14 protein-coding genes are annotated in these 23,163 nt (G+C 40.2%); 5 read left to right on the forward strand and 9 right to left on the reverse strand.

Going from position 1 to position 23,163, the window contains the following annotated elements; translation table 11 throughout:
• Positions 1-2 precede the first annotated feature (2 nt).
• The 5 genes from QSE00_RS10530 to cobA all read right to left on the reverse strand — a co-directional run bounded on the left by QSE00_RS10530 (position 3) and on the right by cobA (position 8,572).
• Complete coding sequence (locus tag QSE00_RS10530; protein WP_286105912.1) at positions 3-3,536, reverse strand: nitrate reductase; 3,534 nt, start codon at positions 3,534-3,536, stop codon at positions 3-5.
• A 207-nt stretch (positions 3,537-3,743) separates the two neighbouring features.
• Positions 3,744-4,415, reverse strand: coding sequence for a response regulator transcription factor (locus QSE00_RS10535; RefSeq protein WP_110355474.1), 672 nt, complete (start codon positions 4,413-4,415; stop codon positions 3,744-3,746).
• A 273-nt stretch (positions 4,416-4,688) separates the two neighbouring features.
• Positions 4,689-5,972 (reverse strand): alginate export family protein, encoded by a 1,284-nt coding sequence (locus QSE00_RS10540; RefSeq protein WP_110355475.1) that lies wholly within the window; start codon positions 5,970-5,972, stop codon positions 4,689-4,691.
• Between the two features lie 217 nt (positions 5,973-6,189).
• Positions 6,190-7,608, reverse strand: coding sequence for an MFS transporter (locus QSE00_RS10545; RefSeq protein ID WP_110355476.1), 1,419 nt, complete (start codon positions 7,606-7,608; stop codon positions 6,190-6,192).
• A gap of 196 nt (positions 7,609-7,804) precedes the next feature.
• Complete coding sequence (cobA, locus tag QSE00_RS10550) at positions 7,805-8,572, reverse strand: uroporphyrinogen-III C-methyltransferase (RefSeq protein ID WP_286105913.1); 768 nt, start codon at positions 8,570-8,572, stop codon at positions 7,805-7,807.
• A gap of 126 nt (positions 8,573-8,698) precedes the next feature.
• Here cobA and nirB point away from each other — a divergent pair, with 126 nt between their 5' ends.
• The 5 genes from nirB (at position 8,699) to QSE00_RS10575 (ending at position 14,653) form a co-directional block, all read left to right on the forward strand.
• Positions 8,699-11,215, forward strand: coding sequence for a nitrite reductase large subunit NirB (gene nirB, locus QSE00_RS10555; protein WP_286105914.1), 2,517 nt, complete (start codon positions 8,699-8,701; stop codon positions 11,213-11,215).
• A 91-nt stretch (positions 11,216-11,306) separates the two neighbouring features.
• Positions 11,307-11,684: a nitrite reductase small subunit NirD gene (gene nirD, locus QSE00_RS10560; protein ID WP_110355479.1), complete on the forward strand. Its 378-nt coding sequence runs from the start codon at positions 11,307-11,309 to the stop codon at positions 11,682-11,684.
• Between the two features lie 24 nt (positions 11,685-11,708).
• Positions 11,709-12,296: a DUF4202 domain-containing protein gene (locus QSE00_RS10565; RefSeq protein ID WP_110355480.1), complete on the forward strand. Its 588-nt coding sequence runs from the start codon at positions 11,709-11,711 to the stop codon at positions 12,294-12,296.
• A 30-nt stretch (positions 12,297-12,326) separates the two neighbouring features.
• Positions 12,327-14,174 carry a sensor histidine kinase gene (locus QSE00_RS10570; RefSeq protein WP_286105915.1) on the forward strand — a complete coding sequence of 616 codons (1,848 nt, stop codon included), beginning with the start codon at positions 12,327-12,329 and terminating at the stop codon, positions 14,172-14,174.
• Positions 14,175-14,278: 104 nt separating this feature from the next.
• The gene (locus QSE00_RS10575) at positions 14,279-14,653 is read left to right on the forward strand and encodes a DUF7009 family protein (RefSeq protein ID WP_286105916.1); all 375 of its coding nucleotides are present in this window, start codon (positions 14,279-14,281) and stop codon (positions 14,651-14,653) included.
• Between the two features lie 129 nt (positions 14,654-14,782).
• Here the strand turns inward: QSE00_RS10575 and QSE00_RS10580 are convergent, their stop codons facing one another.
• From QSE00_RS10580 to QSE00_RS10595, 4 genes are all read right to left on the reverse strand, one after another.
• On the reverse strand, positions 14,783-15,901 hold the full coding sequence (locus QSE00_RS10580; protein WP_286105917.1) for an adenylate/guanylate cyclase domain-containing protein: 1,119 nt from the start codon (positions 15,899-15,901) through the stop codon (positions 14,783-14,785).
• Between the two features lie 483 nt (positions 15,902-16,384).
• Positions 16,385-17,935 carry an Ig-like domain-containing protein gene (locus QSE00_RS10585; protein ID WP_286105918.1) on the reverse strand — a complete coding sequence of 517 codons (1,551 nt, stop codon included), beginning with the start codon at positions 17,933-17,935 and terminating at the stop codon, positions 16,385-16,387.
• 36 nt (positions 17,936-17,971) lie between these two features.
• On the reverse strand, positions 17,972-19,492 hold the full coding sequence (locus QSE00_RS10590) for a SusD/RagB family nutrient-binding outer membrane lipoprotein (protein ID WP_286105919.1): 1,521 nt from the start codon (positions 19,490-19,492) through the stop codon (positions 17,972-17,974).
• A gap of 17 nt (positions 19,493-19,509) precedes the next feature.
• The gene (locus QSE00_RS10595; RefSeq protein WP_286105920.1) at positions 19,510-23,100 is read right to left on the reverse strand and encodes a SusC/RagA family TonB-linked outer membrane protein; all 3,591 of its coding nucleotides are present in this window, start codon (positions 23,098-23,100) and stop codon (positions 19,510-19,512) included.
• Positions 23,101-23,163 lie beyond the last annotated feature (63 nt).

A 23,163-nucleotide genomic window follows, 5' to 3' on the forward strand; every position in this document is an offset into this window, starting at 1 on the left:
TTTTAGGAAGCCACTGTTTGTAATTGTTTTCGCAAAATATCCTGTATTTCAGGTTTGCAACTTCCACAACCAAGCCCCGCTCCAGTTTCTGAGCATATTTTTGAGAAGTCTTCACATCCGCTATTAATAGTTTCTATTAGATTGCCCTCCCCCACCTGGCTGCACGAGCAAACCAATTTTCCTTTCAATGGGACAGAGTTTGACTGTCCCCTAAGCAGCTCGTTGCGCTTTTCCGACAGCTCAATTTCCTCTTCTATTAGCCTTTTAAATTCGGCAAACTCATTTTTATCACCCATCAGGATAGCACCTTTTAGGGTATCATCCTTTACAATGCATTTTTTGTAGTATTTCTTGCTGACGTCCATAAGGATAATTTCCTCATAACTATTGTCATCCAAGGGGGCATTCACCATACCCAGACTGCAGAGGTCCAAGTTTTCGAATTTTAAAATATTCATGAGGATAGACCCATTGTAGATACTGCTAAAATCGCCCAAAATATATTTGGCCGCCGTATCGGCCTGTTGCTCGGCAGCCGAGGTTATACCAAACAGGGCATTTCTAAATTCAGCAATTTCCCCAAGGGCAAAAATATTGGGATCACTAGTCTGCAAATATTCATTGACCACCACTCCCCTGCCAGTCTTTAGTTCGGAATACTTTGCCAATTCAATATTCGGACGGGTACCAATAGCATAAACAATGGCATTGCATTTTACCTTCCTTCCAGTTTTTAAGGTAATTGAAAGGGAGTTTTTGTCATCCCTTTCCTCAAATACGGTACTTACCTCATTATCAAAATAAACCTTAATTCCCCGATCATTGACATCCTCGGCCAAGAGTCGACTCGCAATTCTATCCAACTGTCTTTCCATTAATCTAGGGGCACGTTGAATGATGCTGATATTGACATTTCTGTTCTTAAGGGCTGCTGCCAACTCCAATCCCAATAGTCCACCACCAACAATAACTACATGTTGTTCGTCCGAGGGTAAGCCTGTCTCCTCTAAATATTTGCGCAATTTATCGGCATCCCCACGCGCTCTCATTGTAAAACGGCCTGGCATGTTTATTTGAACTTCACTTGGTACGAAGGCCCTGCTCCCTGTGGCCATTACTAATATGTCGTAGGCATGTTCAAAACCATTATCATCCATGATGGTTTTATTTTTCCTATCTATTTGGGTTACCCCCAAACCTGAAAGTAGGGTTATATCCAATTTTTCGAGCTCCCCTTTTTTTAGTTTTTCCAAGGCTTCCCATGAGAGTTCCTCACTTACATATTCGGGGAGTAACACCCTATTGTAGAAGGGATCCTTTTCTTTGGAGAAAACAAGAAGCTCATCGGTTTCATTCTTTTCTCTATATGTCTGGATAAATCTATAAGCTGCTGCTCCTGCCCCGATAATCACAATTCGCTGTTTGGGTTTTACATATTTTGCCACCTCTACCGCACAATATTTAAAGTCGGGTTCCTTGGATACTGGATCAACCAAGTCATTGGTCAAGTTATTGGCCCTTCCAAAATCATTATTGAGCACCTTGCCCCAATGCATTGGGAGGAAAACAACTTTTTCCCGTATATCAAAATTCACCTTCACTTTTACCCGGACCGTTCCTCTTCTACTTTTTACCACCGCAATATCCCCATCCTTTATTTTTCGCAAATAGGCATCCACTTTATTCATTTCCAAATATGGATCCGGAATATGGGTAAGCAGTCGCTTTACCTTTCCTGTTTTGGTTCTGGTATGCCATTGGTCCCTTACCCTACCTGTATTTAGAATTAAGGGAAACTCAGGATTTGTCAATTCCGATTTATTGTAGAGTGTATAGGGCGCATTAAAGTGCGATTTCTTATCGTTGGTAAAGAATTGATAGTCTGTAAACAGTCTTGGGGTGCCTTTATGAGTAGCATGGGGTACAGGCCATTGAAAGCTTCCTTCGTTCTTTAGTCGTTCATGGGACAAACCGGATATATCTATTTTGGTACCTTTTGTTAAAAGGCAATGTTCGTCATATACTTCACTGGTGTTTTGGTAATCGAATCCATGATAGCCCATTTTTTGCGCGAACTTCCATACAATTTCAGCGTCGGGTAAAGCCTCTCCCGGCGCATCGATGACTTTGGGAAGATAACTTATGCGCCTTTCGGAATTGGTCATGGTCCCTTCCTTTTCCAGCCAGCCTGCAGCAGGCAGTAGAAGATCGGCAAACTTAGTGGTCTCAGAATTATGGGAAATATCCTGAACTACTACAAAATTGGCATTTTTTAATGCCTTTTCCGCCTTGTGAACATTGGGCATGCTCACGATTGGGTTGGTACAGATAATCCATACCGCCTTCATTTTTCCACTTTCCAATGCGTCGAACATTTCTGTGGCGGTATAACCTGGTTCGGATTTAATTTCTTTTCCTCCCCAAAAATCCGATACTTCCTTGCGGTGTTTGGGATTGCCCAATTCCCTATGGGCAGCCAGTAAACTGGCCATCCCTCCTACTTCCCTGCCCCCCATGGCGTTGGGTTGTCCGGTAAGTGAAAATGGTCCCGCACCAGGTTTCCCTATTTGTCCAGTAAGTAATGATAGGTTCATTAATGCCACATTCTTGGAAACACCAATGACACTTTGGTTTAGCCCCATGGTCCACATACTAATAAAAGCATTGGCATTGCCTATATACATGGCAGCCTTCTTGATATCCTCTACAGGAATTCCGCAAAGCTCAGCGGCCTTCTTCATGGAAAGTTGAAAGGCACTCTCTTTAACCGCATCAAAATTCACGGTATGCTTTTTAATGAAGTTTTTATCTATTTTTTTCTTTTCAATTAACCAGCGGGCCATGGCATTGAATAGAATAACATCCGTCCCGGGTAATATTTGCAGATGAAGATCGGCGACAGCGCAGGTCTGGGTTTTCCTAGGGTCTACTACTATTATTTTTACATTCGGATTGTTTTCTTTGTGATTTTCTATTCTTCTAAAGAGAATGGGATGGCACCAGGCAGGATTTGCACCTGCGATAAGAAAACAATCTGATAACTCAATGTCATCATAAGAAATAGGCACAGAATCCTCCCCCAGCATTTTTTTATACCCTACAACTGCAGAACTCATACAGAGCCTGGAATTGGTATCAATATTATTGGTACCAATAAATCCTTTGGTCAATTTATTTACCAAATAATATTCTTCTGTAAGACACTGGCCAGAAACATAGAACCCTACGCTATCCGGACCATGTTTTTCAATAATGCTTTTGAACACGGCAGCGGCCCTATCAAAGGCCATATCCCAGGAAACCCTTTGTAAAGGATGATTTCTGCTCCATCTCATTTCTGGATATAAAATTCGGTCACTGGTATCTTGGGCCACATAGTTCAGGTTCTTACCTTTGGAACAAAGCATGCCTTTGTTTACTGGATAATCTTGGTCTCCTTCAACGCTAATATTGCCCTTGGAGTCCTGTTCCACCACAATGCCGCACCCAACCCCACAATAGGAGCAAATAGTTTTATGTTCGTTCTTTTTCTGCATAAAATCCTAGTATTAAAAGAAGCCGATTAATAATGATCTAAAATTACCAAATTAAGTATAAATACGTAGTATTTTATTGATAATAGTTAAGCAGAATATTGACGAAAAGACAATAAAAACGGACATTCATTGGCTATTACAGAATATAGCATGGATCAAAAACATGATAAACTGCTGTAATTCAATAAAAAAAAGCGTAATGATGGATTAAATTAGTTTGTATTCCTGTGCCTTTCGGGCTAAGTCCATAAGATTATTAACGCCCATTTTTCGCATTAGATTAAAGCGATGTGTTTCAATGGTCCGTTTGCTTTTTTGAAGTTTTTCAGAAATTTGTTTGTTGGTAAGCCCTGAAAGGACGAGTTCCAGAATTTGTAGTTCTTTGCTTGTAATACCAAAAGAGTTACTTCCATTTTTTGTTTTTGGTTTACTTTCCTGCTTTGTCTGTCCCTGACTCAATAGATTGTTTACCAAAACATTGGAAATATCACCGCTGAAATATTTTCCGCCTTGTTCTACTGTGGAAATGGCTTTAAGAAATTCCATTTTTCCGGTATCTTTTAAGAGATAACCACTGGCTCCGGCATTTACCGATTTTAGGATGTATTCCTCGGAATCGTGCATGGAAAGTATGATACATTTGGTTGGAGAAGAATGTTTCTTGAGTTCCTCTACGGTCTCAATGCCATTCATTTCGGGCATTCGGATATCAATGATCAACAGATCGGGTTTTTTGTCCAATACCATTTGAACCGCCTCCTTGCCATTGGAGACCTCGCCGATTACCACATAATTATCATCTTCTTCCAATAATGCCCTAATACCATCCCTTACTAGGGAATGGTCATCGGCCAATACAATACGAGTTGTTTTATCCACAATAGTCTATTCTTTTTTAACAAATATAGGATAAAATTAAAACTAAGTATTCATACGGTAAAAATAGCTGCTGTATTTTTGATTATTGACCTTATGTGCAAGGGCGGAATGGTTATAGTTTTGGTACGGAACGGGGTTTTATGCACAAGGTTTTTGAATAAATTTGCGAAGTAGGGGCTCAAACTAATTGCCCCTGGGCAAGCGTCAGAGCTTGCCAATCTCATTTAATGAGTAAAAAGCCCCGATAATTTTGGGGCTTTAATGATCATTGGATTATTTGGTGGTATTCAGAAATTTAGGTTTTATGACCAACATGGCCCATGCCCAGTTTTGGTTACTGGCCGAGGCATCTTCTGAGATGCCTTTTAGTTCGTACATACCGTCATTGGCAAACATCTGGGAATAACCCAATTGTAAGGAATAACCGTTGAATGCCTGTGAAAATACAAGATCCAATTCTGTGCCCAACGATTTTTCCCCACTTGGCAATGCCTGTTCCCCACTAAAGTTAAGTGCCTTGACCATTAAACTTGATTTTTCCCCAAGCTTGAAATTGGCACTCACATGAATATCGAACAGTCCAACGGAATTGGCATGATTGCCTACGTAGAAATAATCCATAAATCCATTGAATTTATGATTGGTACCATAAAGGGGGAAAAAAGCCTCTGTTTTATCGCTGGTACTGGCGTCATTACCACTAATGATTTCCATACCTACTCCAAGGCCTACTTTGGCAGATGCCTTGTAGTTAATATCCAGTCCCAACAAATAAGCGCCTCCTACATCAATGGTGCCCTGTCTTTCCCCGGTTTGAAGATAAGCGTTCAATGCAGCCCCGAAACTTCCTTTTTTAAAGTCGATATGTGTTCCTAGGGTTTGCAGAATACTTATCCCATCTGGTGTGGTCCCATCCAATTCAAAATTCTGGAAGCCATTGTTCAAAAGCAAAAGGCTTCCGTTTAAGTTTTTCCATTTTTCCTTTAAATAAAGGTATTGCATGGTTTTGTAGGAGAAGAAGCCGGTAGTGTTATAAGCATTACCTACTGATTGAAAACCACTGGGATTATCATAATCCTGGCTGTATGCCAATCCAAAATCCATTTGAAAATTCTCTTTGGCGTATTTTAAAATGGCGGCGTCATGATTACGTGCCTGTTGTGTCCATCCAACACTGCCCATTATACGTTGGTCGTCGTATTCCAGGGTCTGTCTTCCCAATTTGGTAGAAAAACCACTACCAAGGTTTATATCGGCCCAGGCCTCAAAGACAGCAAAAGAATTATTTTCGTCATCAGGCAGAAGCTGTCTGTTTTCTCCCCAAACCATAACGTCTTGAAGGCTTACATAAAATTGATAGGCATCGTTGGTGTATCCTGCATTTAACCGCAAACGGGTGGATACACCAAAACCGGCATCTACATCATCGGCGATTAGACTGCCAAAACCGTGACGCAGTTCGGTACGAGGTCTAAATTCCCCATCCAGTGTAAATTGTGCATAGGCCAGTGATCCATAAAGGGCTAAAACGTTAAATAAAAGAGTTATTCTTTTCATCTTTTGATAGGTATTTATTTTTTAGGATTGTAACTCGAAAATATAGAAAGTAATTTGCCTTTAATCCATCAGGTGCCCTAGAGGAATTAATATGGCTTACCTCATATTTGGTTTAGAATTACGGAATGATATAATAGTTGTTATCCTTTCCGTATTGAAATCCAGCATTTGGGTTTGGGTAAAAGTGCCACAAGGGGCTATCAGTTAACTTCCTCATTTATTGATCTACACCCGACAACAAAAGTTCCGCCTTGGTTTCCTCAACAACAGCCTTTTCCTCGGCAGTTGCGAACCTAATGGCCAAAGATAGTATGGCAGCACTTACAATAAATCCTCCGATAACAAAAAATCCACCGGAAACTGCAGAAGCTGCAGCGGTAGTCTGGGCAGCCTTTACGGCCTGTTCACCCAATTCGCTGTTAGCAGCAATGGCAGCACTTTCGGCCACGGCCGATTTGGATTTTAATAACATTGCAGCCAAGAAAGCCCCTACATTTCCTCCTGCCCCTACTATACCAGAGATGGATCCTATGGCTTTCTTATTAATAAACGGCACCACAGAGAAAGTGGCTCCTTCCGCCATTTGTACGGTAAGGCTAAAAGCGATTAAAAATATCATACCAAATACCAAACTAGTGGTCACTGAAAAGATGGAAAGCATCAGTCCTTCGGTCGCCAGTATCAGGGCAAGAAAAATTACCCTGCCGCGCAAGCCACGGAACTTGCCGAACAGGTCTCCGAAATAGCCCCCTAAAGTCCTGGCAAAAATATTCATTAGGGCAAACGACAGCACCAAATTTCCTGCGGTGGATCTATCCAGGCCAAATCTATTCTGAAGATAATCGTCCATAGTACCATAAACCGTTAATTCTATTCCAAAACAAGCTGCGTAAACTAAGAACAATATCCAGACCCTATAATCCTTTAATGTACTCAAAAAGGATACTTCATCTTTCTTTAAATTCGGCATTTTGCCTGCTAACTTTAATTCTTTAAAATTGCCTTCTGGGGTATCCTTGGTAAAGAAATAATATACAAGTCCCATAGAGAAGCAAATGACCCCTGCAATGACCATAGAATACCTCCAGGCTAATTCATCGGCAATTCCAAAACTAACAACTCCGGCAGCGATCAATGGCATGCCCAAGCGGTTGGCCCCTCCTCCCAGGTTTCCCCAACCTGCAGATGTAGCGTTGGCTGTACCTACTATATTGGGAGCAAACATTATGGAGGTATGGAATTGGGTTATTACGAAGGAAGCGCCTATAAAACCAATAAACAATCTACATATCAGAAATTGTAGCGGGGTTTGTACAAAACCTAGAAGTATAACAGGGATGGCCCCTAGAATCAATAAATAAGTATAACACAGTCTGGGTCCGTACTTGTCACATAACTTTCCAATTAGCAATCTGGCAAATACTGTACCGGAAACCGCCAATATAATGGAGTTCCATTTTTGCGTGGGCGTCAACCCCAGGTCTTTAACCACGTCGGGCATAAAAGGTACAATACCGAACCAGGCAAAGAAACAAATGAAAAAGGCAATGGAGGTAATCCAAAATGTACGTATTGGCAGACTCCTTAAGTTTAAAAGTTCTAATTTCGTAGCTTTAGCAGAGACAAATTCTTTCATAACTGAATTGTTTATAGGATTAGTTATTTTGATCAACAATTCAAAAATACGTATTTATACGTATTAGTACTTATAAAAATTACGTAATATTGAAAATAAGTAGTGTTTTTATGAAGATGAGAATATATTAAGCCTACGATTGTGATATCACAATTATTGGCCTGCTCTTATTGCAATATTGAAAATGTTTGGTTGTTTAATGGTTAAGTGCCCTTTGAATTTCCTCTTCAAAAAAGGACGGATGCTCTGCTACTACTTCCCCAACAACTATTATGCCTGGTTGTGTAATGTCTATTTGGTCTACAAGTAAGCTTGCGTCTTTAAGAAGACCTGTTATACAAGATTCATTCTCTATAGTTCCATTCTGTATAATTGCAAATGGGGTTAGTCCATTTCTATGTTGAACAATTTTATCCGCTATTTCCAAAAATCTACGTACCCCCATTAATATGACCATTGTGGCAGATGACTTGGCTGCCAGTTCCAGGTCCTCGGAAAAGGAACCATCACGTTTAGTGGCCGTCATCACCCAAAAGCTGCTGCTTATTCCCCGTCTGGTTACCGGAATACCCTGACCGGCCGGAACGGCTATAGCACTTGTCACCCCCGGTACCACGGTAACAGGTATTCCGAAAGATTCCACGTACTCCAATTCTTCGCTGGCTCTACCGAACACATATGGATCACCTCCCTTTAAACGTACCACATGCCCGTAATTAAAAGCCTCTTCCACTATTAATTTATTAATATCTTCCTGGGTTAGGGAATGCTCGTCACATCTTTTTCCTACATAAATCTTTGGAATATCGGGATTTAGATCCTTGAGCAAATCCGTGCTTAACAAGGCATCATATAAAATGATATCGGCATCTTCCAGTGTTCTGTATCCTCTAAGGGTTATAAGATCGCTACTTCCTGGACCGGCACCTACTAAACTAACTCTTGGGTCTTTGGTTATACTCATAATTTCTACTTTTTAAGGTGTACAATTAAGAAATTCGCAACAAAAATACGTATTTATTTTCATAAAAACATACAATTATTACGTAATTATACGTAATATTGCTACGTAACATTTAATAGTATACGTATGAAGACCGTAATTGTAGTTGGAAATGGAATGGTTGGTTATAAATTCTGTGAGAAATTTGTCGCCAAAGTAGACCAAGGCTCCTTTAAACTTATTGTTTTCGGAGAAGAACCAAGAGTTGCCTATGATAGGGTGCATTTAAGCGAGTATTTTGAAAATGGTGATTCAGAACGTTTATCCATGGCTCCAAGGGAATGGTATCAGGAAAATAACATTGAATTGTATACCAATGAGAGAGTAACGGATATTCATAGAAACTCAAAAACGATAACCACTCTTAGTGAAAAGACCTATAATTATGATTATTTGGTATTGGCAACGGGCTCTAGTCCGTTCGTACCACAAATAAATGGCGTGGATAAGGACGGAGTGTTTGTGTATAGGACCATAGAGGACTTGGAAGAGATGTTGGCTTATGCGGACAAAATAAAGAAAACTGTCAAAAAACCAAAAGCCGCCATATTGGGAGGTGGACTATTGGGGCTGGAAGCGGCCAAGGCGGTCATGGACATGGGTATGGAACCCCATGTGGTAGAATTTGCCCCTAAATTAATGCCCAGACAGTTGGACACCAGAAGTAGCAAGGTGCTTCAGGTAAAACTGGAATCTATGGGAATCAATATCCACTTGAGCAAAGCTACCAATCAAATTTTGGGCAACGGTCATGTAATAGGAATGGAATTTGGGGAGGACGATGTCCTAAATGTGGACATGTTGGTTATTTCGGCAGGGATACGACCTAGGGATGAACTGGGAAAAAGTTGCGGCCTTAAAATGGGTACCCGAGGAGGCATAGCCGTGGACAATAAAATGAGAACTTCGGATTCAAGTATTTTTGCCATTGGTGAAATAGCCCTTTACAACCAAATGATCTATGGTTTGGTTGCCCCTGGATATGAAATGGCGGGTGTTGCCGTGGATCAAATTCTTGGCATGGAGCAAACTGTGATGGCCGCGGAAATAGATATGTCTACCAAGCTTAAATTGATAGGTGTGGATGTGGCCAGTTTTGGAACTCCGTTTATGCCGGCCGAAAAAGGTCACTCTATCATTTTTGAAAACAAAACGGAAAGTCTTTATAAAAGAATTAATGTAAGCCATGACGGCAAAAGGCTTCTGGGCGGAATCTTAGTAGGTGATGCCAAAGATTACAACATGCTCCTGCAGATGTATCTCAATGAAATGCCCTTGCCCAAAAATCCTGAAAATCTTATTTTGGGAAGTCGCGGTGGGGAGGATGTGTCATTCGGCAGTGCCATGGACCTACCTGATACCGCTATAGTATGTTCCTGTGAAGCGGTCACCAAAGGACAAATATGTTGTTCTGTAAAAGAGAATGGGAACGAAAGCGTAAAAGCAATTTCCAAAGCCACCAAGGCTACCACTGGTTGTGGCGGGTGCAAACCAATGGTAGACGATTTGGTAAAGGAAACGCTTAAATCCCTTGGAAAAGTGGTTAAGGAGTCCATTTGTGAGCATTTTGAATATTCCAGACAGGAACTTTACGATCTTGTAAAGCTTAGGAAAATTGAGGACTACGATTCGCTTTTGGACGAAGTGGGAAAAGGACATGGATGTGAAGTTTGTAAACCTGCAGTAGCCTCCATTTTCGCCAGTATATATAATGAAACCGCCAATAGGCAAGCAACCATACAGGATACTAATGACCGATATTTGGCCAATATTCAAAGAAACGGGACCTATTCGGTAGTTCCAAGGGTGGCAGCTGGAGAAATTACCCCAAAACAGCTTTTGGCCATAGGTAGAATAGCACAGAAATACGATCTGTATACCAAAATTACGGGCGGACAGCGCATTGATATGTTTGGAGCCCAATTGCACGAATTACCTCCTATTTGGGAGGAATTGATTGCGGAGGGCTTTGAAACCGGTCAGGCCTACGGCAAATCGCTACGAACGGTTAAAAGTTGTGTTGGTTCTACCTGGTGTAGATATGGAATGGATGAAAGCGTCACTTTTGCCATTGATATAGAGAATAGATATAAGGGAATCCGCTCCCCTCATAAAATTAAGGGAGGTGTTTCTGGATGTATCAGGGAATGTGCTGAGGCCAGAAATAAGGATTTTGGTTTTATAGCCGTTGAAGGTGGATGGAACGTTTATATATGTGGTAATGGTGGGGCCAACCCGCAACATGCTCAATTGCTAGCCGAAAAGGTGGACAGGGAAATAGCTACCAAATATGTAGACCGATTTTTAATGTACTACATACAAACCGCTCCCCCCCTAACCCGTACAGCTGCTTGGTTGGATAAATTAGAAGGGGGTATAGATTATGTGAAAGATGTAGTTATAAATGATTGTCTAGGTATTGCGGAACAGTTGGACAGCGAAATGCAATATTTGGTAGATACCTATAAATGCGAATGGAAAGAGGCTGTAGAAAATCCGGAAATAAGGGCAAGGTACACTCATTTTGTAAATGCCGAAGAAACTGATGACAACATTGAATTTGTTTCCTTAAGGGAACAAAAAATGCCCAAAGCATGGGTTTAGTTATTAAAGATTGGATCTAAATGAAATTGACCGGTTCAAAAATATAACCACTATTGGATCCAATAGTATTTCAACCTTAAAAAATAGATAGATGATTTTAACTTTAAACACTTACGAAGCCGTAGAGCCAGAAAAAGTGAGTAGATGGTTCAAGGCGGCCCCTGTGGAAAAGTTTCCAAAAAACGGTGGTGCCTGTGTAAAATATAAGGGGATGCAAATTGCTGTTTTTAATTTTACACGGGAAGGCACTTGGTATGCATGCCAGAATTTGTGTCCCCATAAAATGGAAATGGTACTTTCGCGCGGAATGATAGGAGAAGACCAAGGCGAACCTAAGGTAGCCTGTCCGTTGCATAAAAATTCTTTTTCATTAAAAACGGGAAAGCATCTCAATGGGGATTTGAACCGCATAGCAACATATCCGGTTAAAATAGAGGGCGACTTTGTTTATATTGGTTTTTCTGAATAGCTTTGGGAAAAACCAACGATAATTATGGCCTCAGAAAAATTAAAAAGAGCCTTCCAGTTATTTGACGAAGCAAATGCGAATGATCCCAATGTGGAAGTTTGGAAGGGCAAAGAGTATCCCAAGGAGCTGTTGTATGCCATGAGAATGACAGAGAAGTTAAATACATTCGATCCTGAGGCTCCGGAAGCCCTGCGGCTAACGGCTCGATGTCAACATATATGTAGGTGGGAAATTCCTAGGGAATCCTATGAAATGAACAGGACGGGCTATTTAAAATGGAGGCAGGATCTTAAAAAATTTCATGCAAAGAAGGCCGGTGCCATTCTAAGGGAGGTGGGCTATGATCAAGAAATGATAGATATGGTAGCCTTTTTGCTCGAAAAGAAACAACTTAAAAAAAAGGCAGAGACACAGACCTTGGAAGATGTAATTTGTCTAGTATTCCTCGAATTCTATTTTGAGCCATTTTCCCATAAATACCCCGAGGAAAAATTGATTGATATCCTTCAAAAAACATGGCGAAAAATGTCCAAAAAAGGTCATGAGGCAGCATTGAAACTACCCTTGTCCAAGGAATCCCTGGATTTGATAGGCAAAGCCCTCAAGGGATAGGGGCTAATATAGAGCAACACCATTTAGGAAATGAACGACGATAAATACCTTGCACCCCTGGATACCGCCATCTTTCAAAGGATCCGGAAGTGGTATTTATTGGCATTGGCCGCTATTGCCTTAAGTATCATTGTAGCCCAAATTCTTATCCAAAATCATTTAAATTCCCAATTGGATGATTCCAAAGTAATCAACATAGCGGGGAGACAAAGGGCTTACAGTCAAAAATTAACCAAAGAAGTACTTCTGCTAAAGGAAAGTACGGAGGCTTCACAGCGGGCACAGGTCATTTCTGAACTGGGTGAAACCCTATCTGTATGGAAGAACGCCCATCACACATTGCAATTTGGTGATATGGCCATGGGGATTTCGCAGGCAGAAAAAGAGGAGGTAAATGTTCTTTTTGAAAATATAGACCCGCACTACAATGCTATGGTTAGTGCGGTAGAGCATATTTTGAGTGATTATAAGGAAAATGGAAATTCCATTCCAAATCAGTCGGATATTGATGCCGTCCTAAAAAACGAAAGTGCCTTTTTGGCGATGATGGATACCATCGTCAATAAATATGATGCCCTTAGCAAAACACATCTACAAAATTTAAAATTCAAGGAGTATCTCTTATTGGCTTTATCACTAACAATATTGTTGCTGGAGATATTTTTTATCTTTAAACCTCTTTCCGTACAAATTAGAAATACCATCAAAAATTTGATGATTACACAAAAGAAATCTGAGGAAAGTGCCCATGAAATAAAGAAACTTTTCAAGGAAAAGGAAAAATCGCTACAGGAATTGCAGGAGCTTAATTTTGTGATTGACAATGCCGCTCTTTTTGCAAGTGCCAAGCAAGATGGCCATGTTGTCTTTATCAGTAAAAAATTCAAGGAACTTCTTGGACGTAACGATCAAGATCTTAATAAGCCATTGTACGAAATGTTGACCACTGATGAAGGGCAGCAACAATACCTGATGGAAGTATTAAAAAGTAATAGAAAGAGTATAAGGACCGAGGAAATAAAAATAAAAACAACAAATGGTGAATCGCTCTGGTTGGATATGTCCATTATTCCCATGCACCAATCAAGTGCCCAACAGTCTATTTTAATATTGTGTTCCGATATTACCGAAAGAAAAAAGAATCAATTGAAAGTTGCCCAATTGACCAAAGATAATTACGAGGAGACTATGAGGCAAAAGCAATTACAGGCCAGCCAGATTGTTGAAGGTCAGGAAGAGGAACGCAAAAGAATTGCCAAGGATATCCACGATGGTATTGGACAAATGTTAACAGCATTAAAGTTTAATATAGAATCTATTAATTTAAGAAATAAGGAAAAAACTGCCGAGAAAATAGAATACATTAAAAGTCTGGCCAGAGATTTGATCAAAGGAGTGCGTACAGCTACCTTTAACCTTACCCCTCCTGAACTTAGTGATCACGGTATATTTCCGGCATTACACAAAATGACGCATGAACTCTCCAAGCTTACAGGAAAAAATATATTGTTCGAAAATAAAATAGATGGGAACCTTAGGTTCAATTCCTTGGCAGAAACCAATATCTATAGGGTGGTACAAGAAGCGGTGAATAATGCCATTAAATATGCCGAGGCCAACTACATTTTGGTAACCCTTAATCATAATGACAATATTTTAAGCGTTGTTATTGACGATGATGGTAAAGGCTTTGATGATTCCATATTGGAAAAGACACCCAAAAATAATAGCGACGGAGGAATGGGACTATTCTTTATGAAAGAGAGAATGAATTATATCAACGGGCGACTTTTTATTAATTCCATTCCTGAAAAGGGTACTAGGGTAACCATTAACTATAAAACGGATGACAGGGAATTAATAGATACAGATAAATAATATCTTTTCCATACCAACCGGTTTCATGGATAGTATTGACTTCACAACTAAGACATAGCAATGGAATTTATGGATGGGGGCTAGTGACTTAAAACAAATTTAGTATGAAAATAAGGATTAAAGGAAACTCAATACGCTATAGATTAACCAAGACAGAGGTGACAAAATTTTGTAATGTTGGGTTTTATGAAGAGATGACGGAATTTAAGGACGGCATCTTTAAATATGTATTGCAGAGCAAGGTAAACATTTCGCATCTAGAAGCCGATTTTAGAAACGGCTCCATCGTAATGTTTCTACCTGAAAGGGATAAATTGGTCTGGAAAAATACCGATCTTGTTGGATTTCGACATACCATGGCAATGGAAAATGGGAAAGAACTATTTCTACTTTTGGAAAAAGATTTTGTCTGTTTGGATGAAACCATGGAAGATCAATCTGATAATTATCCCAATCCCTTAATTGAAAATAAATTGTAGCATAAGTGTTGCTAATAAGCATTGGTTTTATACCTTTTGAACTATTCTATATTTGAGGATACTGTCTGCCATGACAATAATTTTGTGAGGCGAAGAAGCATATTTCCCGCATTTGGTCTCAATAACGGCTTATAATTGTGCAATTGTACTTAGTGCTATTTTATTTTCCTTACCCCTTAGACTAATTTCCCCAATGGGTATATTGATATATTTACCCCTAATTTGCAACAATTGTAACAAGGTGTTTGAAATTAAAATCTTAACATCGAAATAATTGCATAGATCTTGCACTCGTGAGGTGGTATTAAGGACATCCCCAGAATAAACAATTTCTTTTTTGATTACCCCAATTTCGCCTACCGTGGCCTTACCTAGGTGTATTCCTGCCTTAAAACTTGGCACTACGCCATACTTTTTAAGATATTTTAATTTTTTTTCCTGAATCTTCTTTTCAATTCTAAAAAAACTCATCAAACAGTTGTTGTTTTTTAGTCCTTTTTCAATAGGCCAAGTAATTATTACTTCATCCCCCACATATTGATAAATTTCTCCATCACTTTCAAGAATTGGGGTCGAAATGTCATAATACACTTCCTTGAGCATTTCAAAAAATAATTTGCTCTCCATTTTTTCTGCTATAGTGGTTGCTCCTTTTAAATCTAGGAACATAAATATGCGTTCCTCTTCCTTGGGGCTGTTAAAGTGTCCTAAAATAAATCTCCAAAGTATTCCTTTCCCTAGTATTTCATTTATATTGAACATAAACTGAGTTACGGATACAAGTATGCCCCATAGAATTATTGAAACAAAAAAGGAGGGTGCCATTATTTTATGGCTTAATGTATTTAGGGTCTGGAAGAAGGCTTTGTCAATATCCCACAGAAATAAATTATAGGTATTGAGAATTATAAAAATTAAAGAAAACAGGATTAGGTATGAAATTACAAATAGTAGTCCGTATCCCAAAACTCCATACTTCAACAGTCTTTGTTTGTTTTTATAGGGCATATCGGTAACTAGGATAATGCCACCGACTATGCCGCTAAGGGTATGGATGTGCAGAGAATTATAAAATCCGGGCCAAAATTTATAGGTTCCGGAGAGTTTTTTTAATTCGATCAGGTTGCTAACATTGGAATATTCGTTTACATAAAGGAGAAATTGAACAAGTATCCAACAAACCGCAATAGCCATAATCTTATGCATATTTATTAAACTTGGTCTGTGGGACTTATGTTGCTTATTCATTTTAGGCCCTTTTTAGTTATTATTACCCATTTCAAATTATTTTACTAGATTCCTACTAGATCTATTAAACTCTGCAATTCCCAATTAAGACTATATGGACTTTTAATGTTTTAACGGAGTACTACGTGTATATTCCATTTATATCCAATAAAGTATCTGTGTTCATGTTTATTAATGAAAAGCTTTTGGGCTGGTGTATGGAAGCTATACATAGGTTATACACTACTGTATTTAGGTGCAAAGTACGGGTGGAAATTCTTTGGTGGCAATCACATATTTATGTGAAAAATATATCGCAAGGTTTTTTCAATGTTCAAGAGTAGAAAGGTATCAGATAATATGAAGAGCCAACAGATTTAATCTACCGCATTAAGATCTGCAAATCTAAAATAAAGAGCCCCGTCAACTGACAGGGCCCTTCTCAAAAGACAAAACTAACTATAAAGTCAAACTTTCATTATTTAATGTAATTCCGCTTCATAATTATTCGTTGAGCAGCGCTGTAATTTCTGTAGCGGAGAGTGCTTTATTAAAAATCTTCAATTCATCCATTAGTCCGGTCATGGCTGCCCTCCTGTCATCACCTGCATTATAGGCTCCGGTGGCATCTTCCCAAATTGTAATTGGATAGTCGTTAGCTGTATCATATAATGGTCCAGGTACGGCATTGAGGTCAAACGAAGTTGGTATAGTAGTATTACTAAACTCTACCCCATCAATGTATACGGATAGTTCCCCATTGGTCCTATCGAACACCATAGTTGCCATATGCCAGATGTCATCTGATAAGGCGGGCGCCTGTGGGTTCATGGCAGCGGCCCTCCAGTCCATTCTATTACCTCCTTTTGGATCATCGGCAATATTCACAATCCAACCGTGATCTGTACCATTTCCTGGAGCATACTCATGACCGTCATCTGTACATAACAACCACCCGGGGTTGCCACCACTACCCCAGTCTTTATTACCTATAATAGCCGGATCAGAATCAGTTCCTGCCAATTTTATCCAAAAGTTAACACTAAAATCATCTGTTGCCGTAACCGATCTTAATAGGGGGTGTACAGGCAATTGTGCATAGGAACCTGCATTAAATCTTGCGACCGGACCTCTGGTGGCGTCATTTTCAAAGGTAACCTCGGCACTGGCGGTCGGGCCTAATTTGGCATCAAATTTATTGCCACTTATATCGGTAAGGTCCGTGTCAAAAGGAATATGCACTGCCAGTTCTGTTCCGCTGCCAGCTACCGTAGTAAAGTTATAGGTACTATCATCGGTTATTCCTGTAAATGAATTACCGGCTATATCCTTAACTACCCCCGATTCAAATTGAACGTAATAACTTTTTCCAAAGGCCAATGGAAAAGGATACGTAACCGTTATTACTTCTTCATTTATGGATATTGCCTCTCCCTCAGCATCTAAGGTATGGACGGCTGCATCTGTATCACCATCATAGATGACAAAACTACCAGTTGCCGTTTTAACACCTTCGTTGAAGGTTAATTCGATACCAAAAACGGAAGCCTCCGTATCATCGTCCGCAGGTGATAGGGATACCAATTCAGGGGCATCCAAATCTCCGGCATTTCCGCCCGATTTAAATGTCCAAGCTTCGTTGTCCGGCATTCCAAAATATCTGTTGCCTACACTGTCTACCACAATACCGGCATCCAACACAACTTGATAATCCCTTCCAGATAAAAAATCCTGAGGGTTAATGGTCATTACCCTGTTCACATTGCTCAAGGTTACATTGGCATCATTTACATCTATTACTTGTTTAGCCGATTCAACATCGGTGGTAATGGTAATTTTACCTTGTCCTTTATAGACTATATCGTCAAAGGTAATGACGAGATTACTATTAAGTGCAACACCGTCTACCCCGGAAACTGGATTATAGCTAATTACATAGGGATTAATGATATCCATGTCATCATCAAGGTTGTTATCATCGCAAGACAATAAAAACGTAAATAGTATAAGGAGTCCGGCAAAAAGGGAGCTATATTTTAATTCAATATTTTTCATGATTTATTTTTTAAGGTTGTAATAGTAATTTAAAAATTAGTCGATGTCCCACCAGAGGTTGGTGGTAAGCTCATCCGGCCCGCCAAGCAAACCAATGGCCGACGCATAATTTTCTTCATTCAATCGCTGTTCATCAGCCGGATATACATATCTTACAGGGATATAGCCAACGCTATTGGGTGCCGGAGTAATTGTTGGCACTCCTGTTCTTCTCCAGTGCGACCAAGCTTCTCCACCATTTAGAAATAGGGCTAGCCATTTTTGTATATATATTTTATGAAGTTTCTCTTCTTGGGATCCGGAATAAGCCACGCTTTCCTGTGTATAGTATGTGGAAGGCGGAATTACTTGTGCAGCCGTGGGCAAAGTAAAGGAATCTGGAATACGTGAAGAATAATAGACAAATTGATTCTGAATTCCATTGAGATAATAAGTCTCGGCATTTCCTGTAGTGATATAGCCCTTTTCCCTTGCTTCGGCTAAAATAAATTGCAATTCCGAATAGGACATTAGTACACTTTGTGCAGCATTCTCGGATGCCAAATCAGGGGCAAATTGTCTAGGGGCCCATAGTAGACCAATGGCAGAATGGTTTTGTGAGCCTCCGTTCCACTGTTCTACATCATTTATACCATTGGGAACGCCTTCGTATTCCGGCGACTCTGTATTGGCCGTGACAGGGGTAGGCATGGCAAATACGGCCAAACGGGGATCATTCATATCCTTAAGGACGGTAGCCATAGTATTGGAAATTCGTGAAGAAGAAACCCAATCACTGATATTTCCCCTAAACGCAGGGTGTTCATTGCCCAAATCTGTCAAATATTGAAGGGCTGCTTGGTCCTTGTCCGAGGTAAAAAGCGGGTATGTTGCGGCATTGCCCAAAATACTTTGCATTTCAGCAGATGGATCCTTTCTCCCCGATTGTCTCATTAAGATTCTTAAACGAAGTCCGTTGGCAAACTTTTTCCAACCTGTTACATCTCCATTGTACAAAATATCTCCAATGATGGTTTCTTTGGAACTGCTCAACAATTCATTGGCCAATTTAAGTTCTTCCAAGATGCCGGCGTATACCGCTTCTTGAGCGTCATATTTAGGGAAGTTAACCGCATCTTGGGCCTTTCCAGCTTCGGTATAGGGTATAGGTCCAAAACTATCGGTAATTCCTTGAAAGATCCATGCTCTTAATACCAAGGCTATGCCCTTATAATTGTCCAGCCCATCTGCTTCGGCGGCAGCGATTAGTTTATCCAAATCCTTTATCTGATCGAAATTGCTCCAAAAGAAACGATCGGCATCGGCTCTGGTCCAATTTCCATAGGTACTGGCAAATTGATTCGCCACTTGATCGGCAACGACAGCAAACCTATCAAAAGAATTGTCCCAACTTCTATTGGCCGTTGTTCTAATTATCCCTGGCAATAACAGCCCTGGATTGTCCAGGCGATCCGCGGCATTGGGATTCGTATTGATTTCTTCAAAATCCGTTGTACAGGAATATATCACCAGCAGTGAGCTTATCCCTAATATTATTTTAGAAATTATATTTTTCATAATCATCTTTATTAAGATTAAAATTTCAGGCTTAGATTAACCCCTAAGCTTTTTGTGGAAGGAAGGCTCATGTTCTCAAATCCAGGAATTATTCCATCGCCCGAAGTTGCAACTGCCACTTCTGGATCAAAGTGCACATTGCTTTTTGGTGTCCATAGAAATAGGTTCCTGCCCACAAGTGAAAGTCTAACATCTTTTACCAAGTTCTTAAAGGCCTTGTCAGGAAATGTATAGCCAAGTCTTAATTCACGCAGTTTCACATAGGTGGCATCAAATAGTTGTGCCTCGCTAATATGGTCCAATTGCCCTTTGTAAAAACTTCTAACATCGGTACCGTAAACCCCTTCGCTATAAGTACCATCGGTACTGGTAGAGTTTGCAACGTATTCGTTCCCTACTAGTGCGGCGCCCGGTATATAATAGGGATCATCATATTCCTGGCCTACGGGACGGGCACTTCTGCCTTCTCCACTTTCCTTTAGCTGGCCGGCTCCAACCCCTTTATTATAAAATCTGGAAATAAATTCCCCTCCGTATCTAACATCGACCAGTGCAGAGAGACTGATATTTTTATAGGTTAGTTGATTGGTAACACTGCCTATCCAATCTGGATTAAAGTTGCCAAGGTGAATGTCTTCGCTTGTAATCTGTGCTCTTCCATCTATGCCTATAATGATTTCACCGGCCATGGGGCCACTTTCCACCCTTTCATATCCTGGGCCCCAGATAGCGCCCATTTTTTCACCGACCCTGGCCTGAATGGAGGCATCCTCCCCCGGAGCACTCTGGGTAATGGAGGTTATTCCCTCGGCAAGTTCTATTACTTTTCCTTCGTTTTTGGACCAGTTCAATGTAAGGTCCCATTTAAAAACATCCTTTATCTGTATAGGGGTAGCGCTTAACATTACCTCAAAACCTTTGTTCTGTATTTCCCCGGCGTTGATAACTCTCGAAGTATAGCTGGTAGAAGCCGCCAAGGGTATGCCAATAATTTGATCTTTTGAGCGAGTATCATAATAGGTAAGGTCCAATCCTAATCGGTTATTGAAAAACCTTAAATCGGAGCCAATTTCGTAGGTAGTAACATTCTCTGGTCTAAGATTGTTATTTTTTAGACTATTGCCGCTAACCAAGGCATAATTGTCGCCCCATGGTTGCTGAAAACCAAATGTATCTATTAGATTATAGGGCCCGGTATCACTACCTACCTGTGCCACGCCTACCCTTAGTTTTGCCAAGGACACCCAATCAGGCATTTTAAACGTATTGTTTAAGAGGGCACTGAAAGACATGGAAGGATAGAAATAGGAATTGTTTGATGCCGGTAAGGTACTGGACCAATCGTTCCTTGCTGTAAAATCCAAGTAGTAGGTGCCTAGGTAATCCAAATATGCGAAGGCATATAAACTGTTCACAGCTTTTTCATAACTGGAGGAACTTGCAACAATATCGGCTGCACTATTGGCTATGGTGTATACTCCAGGCACCAATAATTCCGGAGCCTGGGCCAAACTACTCCTGCCCTCAACCTTTAATTGGTTGCCTCCCACGGAGATATTGTAATTAAAATCTTTTCCCAGACTGTTCTTATAGGCCAAAAGAAAATCATAGTTACGTTCTTCATAAAACTGCGAAACTTCTTGATATCTTCCATTCTCTATTCCCACGGTACTAACTGCCCATCGCTGTGGTCTAAAATCATTGAACATATCGGTACCGGCCCTTAACATCAGGGATAAGTGGTCTGTAAAGTCATAATTAAGACTTACGTTGCCAAATATACGGTGCTTGTCCTGCCCCTTAGTGTTTTCGTATTGATAAAAGAAGGGGTTATTGTGGTTTTCACCATAGTTGTACTGAAATTGTTTGGTACCCTCGAATCCTTCCTGCCAATAGTCCCTAAGCGCATCAATATCCATATTCCGTACGGACCAATTCATAAAGTACATGATGGTATTACGGCCATATCCTGTTTCTGGGCGATTGGTACTTGTAGTGTTTACATAGCTCACTGTGGCATCGGCCCTAAATTTATCGGTAAAATTGTATCCTCCCTTAAAAGCAATGGTGTTTCTTTTTAAATCATTGTTCGGGATGGTACCACTTTGATCCAAGTTGGTGTAGGAAATTCTAAAATTACCATTTTCATTACCTCCAGAAAGGGCTATGTTATTGAAATTGGTAATACCGGTTTTAAAGAAATCCCTCATATTATTGGGGTAGGCAATCCATGGAGTGGGTATTACCTCCCCCCTATTGGGATTGGAAACATCGCCTCCCCGCATTCCACCAAGGGTTGGCGATTGAAATTGCCTTTCCAACGTACCTACGTTAAGTCTTGGTCCCCAACTTTCGTCATATCCATCCCTAATTCCATCCGGATAAATGGAGAAACTGGCCCCAAAGTTGGAACCTTCGTAATTTCCGTTAAGACCTTGTCCAAATTCATTTTGAAATTCAGGAAATCGAAGTAAGCTTTCCAAGGTAGTACCTGTATTAACACTTATCCCCAGTCCGGTATTGTTCTTACCAGATTTGGTGGTGATAACGATAACTCCGTTGGAGGCCCTTGAACCATAAAGGGCCGAAGCAGCAGCACCCTTTAGTACGGTAACGGACTCTATATCCGCAGGATTGATTTCCGCTGAACTACTACCATAATCCGCAGTAGTGGAATTACTTGTTCCAGCATTGCCGGTAGGAACCCCATCTATTACATATAGTGGTTGATTTCCCCCAAAATTAAGGGAACTTTCCCCTCTGATAACTATCCTGGAAGAGGATCCAACACCCCCTGCGGAAGATATATTAACGCCGGCAACCTTTCCTGCAAGTGAATTTACAAAATTTGATTCCCTAGCCTCGTTTAAATCCCCGCCTTGAATTTCCTGAACCGCATATCCCAGTCCCTTTTTTTCACGACTTATTCCCAGCGCAGTAACTACTACTTCGTCCAGATTATCACTACTCTCCATAAGGGAAATACTTATATCCTGCTTTCCCGCTAATGCCACTTCTTTGGTTGAAAATCCAAGATAGGAAACTACTAGGACAGCATTGGCTTCCGACACGGACAAAGTAAAATTCCCGTCAAAATCGGATTGGGTTCCATTGGTTGTTCCTTTTTCAATAATACTTGCCCCAGGTAATGGAGCCCCGTCTTGATCGGTTACATTGCCAGTAATTTCAATCTGTGGTAAAATATTGTCTATAGGCCGGTAATCCCTGTCACCAGTTCCTGCTATCTTCTTTTGAACGAGAAATATCTGCTGATCAATAACATAGTAGGAGGTGCCGGAATTTTTAAAAATACGATCCATGACGGCGGTAACCAATTCATTCTCGACTTTAACATTAACCTTTTTATTTAAATCAACGTCTTTCAATTTATACACGAATCTAAAATCGGTATTGGTCTCGATCTGGTCTAGTACCGACTTTACCGGAACATTATCCATGTTCAAAGTAATTTTGGTACGTTGCGAATACGATGTGTTCGCCTGTAAGGAAAAAAAAGTAGCAAGAATAATAATTGTACTCAGTTTCATCTTAAGTGAAAGTTTACTAAATGAACCAGACCTTCTTTTTGGTATAAGAAGTTTTTTCATACTTTTATAGTGTTTAAATGTGGTTTTTTATTTAAGATCACACCATTATAATTCGGGGAATGA

Origin of the sequence: Arenibacter flavimaris, from assembly GCF_030291335.1 — a bacterium.
GTDB lineage: Bacteria > Bacteroidota > Bacteroidia > Flavobacteriales > Flavobacteriaceae > Arenibacter.